The sequence below is a fragment of the Microcoleus sp. Pol12B3 genome (genome assembly GCF_036701355.1).
Classification (GTDB): Bacteria; Cyanobacteriota; Cyanobacteriia; order Cyanobacteriales; family Microcoleaceae; genus Microcoleus.
This window is the reverse complement of sequence record NZ_JAUBQS010000173.1, coordinates 1-1,097: the sequence shown is the minus strand read 5'-3', so window position 1 is coordinate 1,097 and position 1,097 is coordinate 1. Positions and strand designations below refer to the sequence as shown.

General features: G+C 43.8%; 1 protein-coding gene. It reads left to right on the top strand.

Annotation, left to right across the window (positions count from 1 at the left end; all coding sequences use genetic code 11):
• Positions 1-146: 146 nt before the first annotated feature.
• Positions 147-1,097 (top strand): transposase (locus tag QUA53_RS29055; RefSeq protein WP_333101343.1); only part of this gene is annotated, 951 nt, incomplete at its 3' end.

Here is a 1,097-nt window from a genome sequence, read left to right as displayed (position 1 = left end):
TGGTTGACTGACAAAAGTCAGTCAAGATCGGGGTAAAAGCTGACCCAGACTGGATTAAAGAGAAAAAGAGGGATAAACTGTTTTTAACCAAAAAACCAGTATGAATCGAAATGATCGATCACCGCTCTCATCTTCATCATAAACTAATGAAATTCGCAGGTCAATACAGTCAGTGGTCAGATTTAAGACATCTAGGAGTGATGTGTTGGATGATGGTTGGTTTGATTGTAGAAGGCAAGGTAAATCTAACCAAATGGATCGACCATGTTTGCACCAAAGCAGAAATAGCCCAAAGCACACAACGAAGATTGTCTCGATGGGTAAATAATCCTCGCATCAACCCAGCAAAACTTTATAGTCCTGTAGTGAAGGCCTCCTTTGCCAACTGGAAAGACTCAGAAATTTATCTGAGTTTTGATACCAGTATGTTATGGGATAAATATTGCATCATTCGGATCTGTGTTGTACATTTGGGCAGAGCGATTCCGGTGGGCCCGCGAGTACTCAAACACAAAAGTAGTAGTGTCAACATCGATACTTATCAGGACCTCCTCAAGCGTGTCTCAAGGCTCCTACCAGTCGATGTCAAAGTCATTCTCTTGGCTGAGAGGGGGTTTGCCAATGCCGAATTAGTCCGTTATGTCAGAAAATTAGGCTGGCACTGTCGAATCCGGATTAAAGGGAATTTTTGGCTGCGTCATCCACGGCAGGGGTGGCAGCGAGTGAGTCAATTTCCGGTAGCCATCGGCGAGGCAAAACTGATCCACAACGTTCAAATTCACAAATGTAACTCGCTCACAGATGTCCATCTAGCAATTGCGTGGGAATCTACGAATGGCGAACACTGGTACATTATTAGTACCGAACCTACTAATCTCCAAACTTTTCGGGAATATGGCTTCCGCTTTACCATTGAGGAAAATTTTCTGGATGATAAATCCTCTGGATTCAATCTCGAAGACTCTAAACTCCGTTGGGCTCCAGCTATTTCTCGACTGTGCTTGGTGTTAGCGATGACTACTTTCTTCTTGACTGCTCAAGGTGTTGAAGTTGTCATTTTAGGTCAGCGTCGCTGTGTAGATCCACATTGGTATCGG